Annotated in this window: 6 protein-coding genes; 3 read left to right on the top strand and 3 right to left on the bottom strand. The window is 48.0% G+C overall.

The features are described 5' to 3' along the window. Positions 1-34: 34 nt before the first annotated feature. A complete protein-coding gene (locus V5298_RS12435) occupies positions 35-1426 on the bottom strand; it encodes a hypothetical protein (RefSeq protein ID WP_332931770.1) in 1392 nt (463 codons plus the stop codon). Between the two features lie 313 nt (positions 1427-1739). Continuing rightward, positions 1740-2351: a TetR/AcrR family transcriptional regulator gene (locus V5298_RS12440; RefSeq protein WP_332931771.1), complete on the bottom strand. Its 612-nt coding sequence runs from the start codon at positions 2349-2351 to the stop codon at positions 1740-1742. 145 nt (positions 2352-2496) lie between these two features. Between V5298_RS12440 and V5298_RS12445 the strand changes: the two genes are divergently transcribed. Next, positions 2497-4518 carry an NADPH-dependent 2,4-dienoyl-CoA reductase gene (locus V5298_RS12445; protein ID WP_332931772.1) on the top strand — a complete coding sequence of 674 codons (2022 nt, stop codon included), beginning with the start codon at positions 2497-2499 and terminating at the stop codon, positions 4516-4518. A gap of 63 nt (positions 4519-4581) precedes the next feature. On the opposite strand, the gene V5298_RS12450 is transcribed toward V5298_RS12445, so the two are convergent. Next, positions 4582-5043 (bottom strand): thioesterase family protein, encoded by a 462-nt coding sequence (locus tag V5298_RS12450; protein ID WP_332931773.1) that lies wholly within the window; start codon positions 5041-5043, stop codon positions 4582-4584. 201 nt (positions 5044-5244) lie between these two features. Between V5298_RS12450 and V5298_RS12455 the strand changes: the two genes are divergently transcribed. Together V5298_RS12455 and V5298_RS12460 are read left to right on the top strand one after the other, a co-directional pair. Continuing rightward, positions 5245-5832: an elongation factor P hydroxylase gene (locus V5298_RS12455; RefSeq protein ID WP_416351181.1), complete on the top strand. Its 588-nt coding sequence runs from the start codon at positions 5245-5247 to the stop codon at positions 5830-5832. Then, a partial coding sequence (locus tag V5298_RS12460; RefSeq protein ID WP_332931774.1) for an ATP-NAD kinase family protein occupies positions 5829-6763 on the top strand: 935 nt, incomplete at its 3' end. The genes V5298_RS12455 and V5298_RS12460, both read left to right, overlap by 4 nt.

Raw genomic sequence — 6763 nt, forward strand, 5'->3', positions numbered from 1 at the left:
CAACATTTTTATCCCGCCACCATTTCCACCGCCATTATTTCCACAATGACTGATTTCGCTTTTCAGCAAAAAAGTCGTAAGGCTCCCAAAAAGCAGGCACTTGTTTGTCTAAGTCACTGTCTTTAAAGTTTCTTGTCATCTGACGTAAAATTTCGGCGTGACGCTGTCGGTCTAGTTTCATTAATTTTTGTCGGGCGGCTTTAAAGTATAAATTACGGCTTTTAACAATGGTTTCGTCTTTGCCGTTGGCAGTAAAATTGAGGTTGCGAGACACAACCCTGCATACGGGGGCCGCCGGGTTATCAGGATTAAGACGGGTGACGATGGCATATTCATACTGGTCTTTTTCAAACCCTTTCTCATTAACCGGAATAAAACATATCCCAAACCCTTGGGGAAAGTAGCCTACAATGTGTATGAAATGATTAGCCAATTGAAGGTTAATGGCGCCCTGTTTCGCCATTTGTTCAATGATCATATAGCCTTTCGGTAAACTAATGCGGTCATAGTTAGGCTTGGTTGATAGGACAACCGAGGCGTAAATCTGGGGGATTTTGACTAAATCACCAACTCCCGACTTGCCGGTAAAGGCCCCTTGAATCATATCAATAACAAAGCGGTGGGCTGGGTTATTCTCGGTTGTTGACGGCTGCGATGATAAACAGAGCGCTTCTTTTACGTAGGCCAGGGTAGATTGATAATTTAGTTTTAGCAGGGCTTTTCTGTCGGCATCGTCTAAAGTGCGATAGGGATCACAGGTGCCGTCTTTACCCTTTAACAGCAATTGCGCATCGGGGTGGAACAAGCCAATATCCTGATAAATGGCAGCACTGATCACCGGAAAGGCGATTTCATCGAACCAGCGTTGGCGAAGGTTGTCATCGTCGAAGCGATGCAACAGCGCTTTTCGTTCCTCTAGATAGGGACAAAGGGTTGAATCGGATAAGGCTTTATCCACTAACCTTAGCACCAGTATGGCTTTATAAATGGGCTTTAAATGCTGGTGAAAAGTTCGATAATTGCCTTCACTGCCTTGGGTAAGCATGAGCAGACAACCAAGTATTTTGGCACTGTTAACTTGGGATTCTTCGTAACTGTTTCCCTCGCTCAAGGTTACCGTTAATTCGATAACGCTTTTAAGTAACTCATACCGGTTTTGGTGCTCTTGGTGTAATTTATCTTGGGTTTCTTGCAGCTTGGCCTTTAACGTGGCTTGGTTGGTTTCACCGAGTCCGCTTGTTTGAATGTGATTAATCTGATTGGTCAGGTCGCCGATATACTTTTTCATCGGTGGTGTTAGCGTAAAGTATCGCTTTGCAAACGTGGTGACAGAAGGCGTGTGACTAGTTGTGCCTGAGACAAGAGAAATTAGTTTTTTTACCTGGCGCACATAGAGTGTGTTGGCGTCATCAATTTTGCGCTTCACTTTTACCCTTCAAATAAGAATGACTGCGCCGTCGCCTAAAGGCTTGGTATTTGCAGTGACTATGTTGTAGCAAATTCGTTTGCGAGTTTAAACAAATCGTTTGTCTCTCATCATACGCTGCTTGTGTGTATTTGGGTTATCTTTTTGCCCAACTTTCCCTGCGAATAAGCCATCATTTACGAGAAATGGGTGTTCTGCTTATAGAGTTATAAGGGATTGTTGTTGCAAAGATTAACTATAGGCCGAACTTCATCAATTGCCAGTCTTTATCAAAGACTAAATAACCCTATGGAAGGTTAAGCTGTCACCATGATTAGTGCTGCTGTGCGGGATCTTGCATAAATACCTGGGCGGCACAGTCGCACATCTGGGCAATATGAGACGCATCGGCAAAAATGCCGTCTATGAGCAATCGGGCGATACCATGGAGGGTACTCCAGGTGACTTGGGCGAGTCTAAGGGCATCAGGCCCTTGAGGGAGCAAACCGTGTTTTTGCCAGCTACGGGTCATTTCCAATTGATATTGAAAACAGGGGTAAGCCACGGCTTTCTGTGAGTCAGTGGCATTATTTTTACTCCACAATGTGCGACCAAACATAAGATCATATAACTCAGGATGACTCGATGCGTAACCCACATATTCATGAATGAATAAGCGAAACCTTTCTGACAGCGCTAAGTCCTGTTGCTCAAATATGCGTTTGGCAGAGTTATGCCAGGTTCTAAACCCTTCTTCTGCGATGGCACTGAGCAGGGCATTTTTATCTTTAAAGTGATGATAAGGCGCGGTACGTGACACCCCCACTTGTTCGGCCAACTTTCTGATAGAAAGGGCGTCGATTCCCTCTTCTTCAATAATTTTTGTTGCCGTGGTAATGAGCGCCGCGCGCAATTCACCATGGTGATATGGCTGTATGACTGTCATGGCAATATCCAAAATACGATGGCGGTTAGTTTCCCGTTAAATCTTGACAGTGTCAATATGAGTGGTATCTTGACACTGTCAAGTTGCGTTGGTAGCAGGCCAAACCGACCTCAAAAAAATAATGAGGTTTCCACCAGGAGAGATTATGAGCACCACATATCCCCATTTATTTCGTCCCCTTGATTTAGGGTTTACCCAGTTAAAAAACCGTATCGTCATGGGATCTATGCACACGGGCCTAGAAGAAATGCCAGGCGGACATCATCATATGGCGGCCTTCTATAGTGAACGGGCCAAAGGTGGGGTCGGGCTTATTGTCACCGGCGGTATCGGTCCAAACGAGGAAGGCTCCACCCATCCTGCTACCCGTCGGTTAGATTCTGATAAAGCCGTTGCACACCATCGGGTGGTCACAGATGCGGTGCATGAGGCCGGGGGAAAAATATGTATGCAGATTTTGCATACAGGGCGTTATGCCTACTCTAAAAAGGCGGTGGCACCTTCTGCCATTCAGGCACCCATTAGCCCGTTTGTGCCAAAAGCCCTGAGTGACGAAGAAATAGAACAGCAAATTGAAGATTTTGTTTTTGCCGCCACCCAAGCGCAAAAGGCGGGTTACGACGGCGTGGAAATCATGGGGTCCGAAGGCTATTTTCTTAATCAGTTTATTGCCCAAAGAACCAACCATCGCACCGATAGTTGGGGGGGCGACTATGACAACAGGATCCGCTTGCCGATAGAAGTGGTGCGGCGGGTTCGCCAAGCCGTGGGGGATGAGTTTATTTTGATTTATCGTCTGTCTATGCTCGATCTGGTGGAAGGGGGCTCGTCCTATGACGAGGTGGTGAAACTGGGGCTTGAGGTTGAAGCGGCGGGCGCCACCATTCTTAATACCGGTATCGGCTGGCACGAGGCCAGAATACCCACTATTGCCACCCGTGTTCCCCGAGCTGCATTTACCTGGGTAACCGCCAAATTTAAAGAGGCATTAACGGTGCCGGTTATCACCAGTAATCGAATTAATACACCTGAGGTGGCCGAACAGGTTTTAGCCCGTGGCGACGCGGATATGGTATCCATGGCCCGTCCCTTTTTAGCCGATCCGGCGTTTGTGCGTAAAGCACAGGAAAATCGAAGCAATGAGATCAATACCTGTATTGGCTGTAATCAAGCCTGCTTGGATAATATTTTCAACGGTAAGCTCACCAGTTGTTTGGTAAATCCCCGGGCTTGTCATGAATTGCAGATGGTGATTGAGAAAACGGAAAAGCCAAAACATATTGCCGTTGTTGGCGCCGGTCCAGCGGGATTGGCGGCTGCAACAACCCTAGCGCGGCGTGGTCACACCGTTACCTTATATGACAGCGCTTCGGAAATTGGAGGTCAATTCAATATCGCCCGTCAAATTCCTGGTAAAGAAGAGTTTAATGAAACCCTGCGCTATTTTAACAAGCAGCTTGAACTTATGGGCGTGACGGTAAAATTAAATACTCAGGTTGATGCTGACACCCTAAACAGCAGTGATGTGGACGAGGTAATTATTGCCACCGGGGTCACGCCAAGAACACCGGATATTAAAGGAAATGATCACCCGAGTGTGCTTTCTTATATTGATGTGATTAAAAAGAAAAAGCCCGTGGGTAAACGGGTGGCTATTATCGGTGCTGGCGGCATTGGTTTTGACGTGGCAGAGTACCTTTCACAGGCAAGCGCATCCCCAAGTTTGGACATTCCCGTGTTCATGCGCGAATGGGGAGTGGATATGACGATGTCTGCACGGGCCGGTGTCGAGGGGATCGCGCCGCAAGTTGAACCGTCACCCCGAGAGATCTATCTACTTCAGCGTAAAACCACGAAACTGGGCGCGGGTTTAGGTAAAACCACCGGTTGGGCACATCGTGCGAGTTTATTGAAAAAAGGGGTGAAGATGATTTCCGGGGTGACTTATCAGGCCATCGATGGGGATGGCTTGCACTGCGTTATTGAGGGTGAGAATGTGGTGCTCGCCGTGGATAATGTTGTTATCTGTGCCGGTCAGGAGTCCCTTAGGACACTCAAGGACGGCTTAATTAAACCCTGTCACTTGGTGGGCGGTGCCGATGAAGCCCGTGAACTTGATGCTAAACGAGCAATAGAACAAGGGACGCTGGTGGCTGCGTCAATCTAGGGCGTCCAACGGGGTGACAACATACCATGCACCCCGATAGTCACAACAGGGTAGCGGCTGCACCTATGCTTTTTTTTCGGTGGGATTTACCACCGCAGCGCCATAGCACGCTTTAAACTGTGGGGGCATGCGTGTTGGTGCTCCGGTCGCGAGCTTTACGCAAACAAAGTGGGTTTGTGCAGCAAACACCGCTTTGTTGCGCTTTGCACAAACAAATTGAAAGCGTCGCGTTAGCGTAATGCCGTTGTGGCAATCGGTGATCCAGGTGGCACACATGAGCGTGTCACCCTCAAAGGCCGGTTGCAGATAATCCAGTTCATGACGGCGTATGACCATACCTTTTCCAATTGCCTGATAGTCTGCAAAATGCAGCCCTAGGCTATTGGAATGGGCCCATGCCAGTGATTCCATTTGTGCCAAATAGGCCACATTGTTGACATGTTGATAATGGTCGATATGAGTTGGTTGAATTTGCCAGTTTTGAATAAAAGGCGAGGGGAGCGCCCAGTCAGTAAAATCAGCCATAGGATAGGGAACCTGATTAGCGAGAATTATTTGCTCCGTGTTTTATCATCAACGGGCGGTTTTTGGCAATGAAAATAGTCCCTTTGTTGGTGGCCAAAGCACGACGTATTTTGGCTCTTGGCAGATCTTTTTGTTACTATGCGCCCCCTTAAATAAGAAGCCGTAGTACCGCGTCTGTTGTTTAAACAACGTTAAGCCAACATGATGAAGCCAGCCGATATGCGCAATACCGCCCGTACAGATAATAGCAACCACATTGATAATGATGTGGATGGGTTAATACAGCTGTTTAACCAGTGTTTCTTTGACACCTATAATACGCGCTTGGTGCGGGGAGATGATGAACCCATTTATTTACCTGCTGATAATGATATTCCTTATCATCGCATCGTTTTTGCTCACGGTTTCTTTTCCAGCGCGTTACATGAAATTTCCCACTGGTGTATTGCCGGGCAAGCCCGTCGACAATTAGAAGACTATGGCTACTGGTATTGTCCCGATGGGCGCAATGCCCAGCAACAACGGGCTTTTGAAAATGTGGAAGTAAAGCCGCAGGCCATTGAATGGGCGTTTACGTTGGCGGCGGGTCGGACTTTTCAGGTTAGTACTGATAATTTGAACGGTGCCGAGCCAGACCGAGCCGGCTTTACACGCAAGGTTGCCCAGCAACTTTTAACCTATGTTAATACGGGCTTTCCTAAGCGAGCCGCATTATTTCTTGAGGCATTGCATCGTAATTTTTCTACGCCGTCACTCGATCCTGTTTATGTTGAGGAATGTGTAAAATGAGACGATTTAGGCTTGGTGTTGTAATCAATCCTTTTGCCGGTATTGGCGGCGCATTGGCGTTAAAAGGCAGTGATGGCGGGGAGATCCGCCGTCAAGCTCTGGCTGCTGGCGCACGTCAACAGGCGGGGGAAAAGATGACAAAAGCACTGTCTGTACTCGCGCCTTTAGCCGATAAGTTTCACATTATTACCGGCGCTGGCGATATGGGCGAGCATGTGTGTGCGGCGTTGGGGCTTTCTTATACCGTTGTTTATCAGCCAAACTCGGCGCAAACCGAGGGGGAAGATACGGAAAAGGCTGTGGGGGCTATACTCGCAAATCAGGCTGATCTACTGCTTTTTGCTGGTGGTGATGGCACTGCGCGAAACGTGTGTAAACGTATTCAAGAGGAAACGGACTATGCTGCCATGCCTGTGTTGGGCGTGCCGGCGGGCTGCAAAATTCATTCGGGGGTTTATGCCGTCACCCCAGTTGCCGCAGGGGAAGTGGTAGCAATGATGATCCGAGGGGAGCTTGTCAGTGAAATTGAAGGCGAAGTACGGGATATCGATGAAGACGCTTTTCGCCAAGGGAAAGTGTTAGCCAAGCATTATGGCGAACTGGTTGTCCCTAATGCCCTGACCTATGTTCAGGCGGTGAAAATGGGCGGAAAAGAGAACGATGAACTGGTTTTAGATGACATTGCCGCTTATATTGACGAAATCATGGAGGATGAGCCTGAAACCTGTTTTGTGATGGGGTCGGGGTCCACAGTGGCCAGTATTATGGCAGCGCAAAATCTGGAAAATACCCTGTTGGGGGTGGACGTTGTGCAAAACAAAGAAGTGATTTCCCGCGATGTCACCGCTAACCAATTACTCCAATTAACCGCGGCAAAACCAACCAAGTTGATTGTAACGGTTATCGGCGGCCAAGGGCATATTTTCGGTCG

It is taken from the genome of Alteromonas sp. 14N.309.X.WAT.G.H12 (genome assembly GCF_036697315.1).
Taxonomy (GTDB): domain Bacteria; phylum Pseudomonadota; class Gammaproteobacteria; order Enterobacterales; family Alteromonadaceae; genus Alteromonas.

Excerpts from the sequence above, each read along its gene's own strand:
- V5298_RS12440 (WP_332931771.1), bottom strand. The coding sequence starts at position 2,351 with ATGACAGTCATACAGCCATATCACCATGGTGAATTGCGCGCGGCGCTC.
- V5298_RS12445 (WP_332931772.1), top strand. The coding sequence starts at position 2,497 with ATGAGCACCACATATCCCCATTTATTTCGTCCCCTTGATTTAGGGTTT.
- V5298_RS12450 (WP_332931773.1), bottom strand. The coding sequence starts at position 5,043 with ATGGCTGATTTTACTGACTGGGCGCTCCCCTCGCCTTTTATTCAAAAC.
- V5298_RS12455 (WP_416351181.1), top strand. The coding sequence starts at position 5,245 with ATGATGAAGCCAGCCGATATGCGCAATACCGCCCGTACAGATAATAGC.